Source organism: Mesorhizobium sp. B1-1-5, assembly GCF_006443065.1.
Taxonomy (GTDB): Bacteria; Pseudomonadota; Alphaproteobacteria; order Rhizobiales; family Rhizobiaceae; genus Mesorhizobium.
Genome location: NZ_VFWS01000489.1, coordinates 1 through 1,231, shown reverse-complemented (window position 1 = coordinate 1,231; position 1,231 = coordinate 1). Strand labels below are relative to the sequence as shown.

1 protein-coding gene is annotated in these 1,231 nt (G+C 61.9%); it reads left to right on the top strand.

What is annotated here, in order from left to right; genetic code table 11:
* Nucleotides 1-1,231: GAF domain-containing protein (locus tag FJ980_RS32615; protein ID WP_181181398.1), on the top strand; the 1,231-nt coding region annotated here is incomplete at both ends.

Here is a 1,231-nt window from a genome sequence, read left to right as displayed (position 1 = left end):
GTCCTGCGCGACGTGACCAGCCTCATCAATTCCAGCGTCGACCTCGAGACAACGCTGCAGCACCTTGTCGATGCGGCATGCCAGCACGATGCCTGGTCGATGGCGGCGGTGATGAGCATCGATCAGGCGGATGGCAATGCTGTGGTCGTGACCCGGCATGATCCTAGCCAGTTGACGAAGTCCTATCGCAACCGCTGGACGCTGGCGACAAGCCCATCCCTCATCGCGTTGACCCGCAATGATCCGGTGATCATTCGCGATGCCCAGGAGAGCATCGAATTTCCGGGCTATCGGGAAGAGGCAATCCAGCGCGGTTATCGCACTGTCGTGGTTTTGCCTCTGGGCTGCCGGGACATGGAAGATCGCGCGATGGTCTTGTCGGTGCAGTCGCGCGACGTTGTCGATCTGTCAGCGGCCGATCTCGCATTCCTGCAGACGATCGTCCATCTGGGCGCCATAGCCGTGGACAAGGCCCACAGGCTAAGGGCGGAACATGCTGCCGCCGCGCAACTCCAAAACGCACTTGCCGCGCATTCCTCCCTGATGCACCAGGTCCTGTCGGACGGTTCCGTCGCATCCGCGGCTTCCATGGTCGAAACCTTCCTGCCGAACGCAATCGTCGTGGTGGATCTGACTGCCAACCTGGTCGTTGCCGGACGTTCGCCCAAGCCGGACCTCATCGACACCGACCGCTGGCGCGAGGAGATGGACGATTGCATGAGCCGCCAGTTTCTCCGTCTTGCTCGCGATATCTCGGACCAGGCCGGGCTTGAAATGCGCAAGCTGTACCTGAACTGCGGCGGCCATCACCTCAACCTGCCGGCGGCGGTGGAGCCGTTGGTCGTGGATGGCAAGACGGTAGGGGCGCTGATCGTGTTTTCGCTCGACGCCAATTTCGGCGACCTCGATCATCTTCTTCTTCAGAGCGCTCGGTTCGCGCTCAGCGTCCAGTTGATGCGCAGCCATTTACGGTTCCAGACGGAATCGCAGACTTCCAGCGAATTGTTCATGGAAATCGTTTCCGGCAACTGGCGCAACGTGGACGATTTGACGGCGCGGGCGCGCCGGCTCGGCATTGACGTAAACGCCACCGCCAGGCTGGTCGCGATCGGCCTCCCGGAAACTGTGCCGGAAAAGGGCAAGACCATACCCGAACTGCACCGCTCCATCATGCGGCTCGCCGGCCAATTGGCGCCGCAGGCGACCGCCGCCGCATTGGGCGAGATCATTC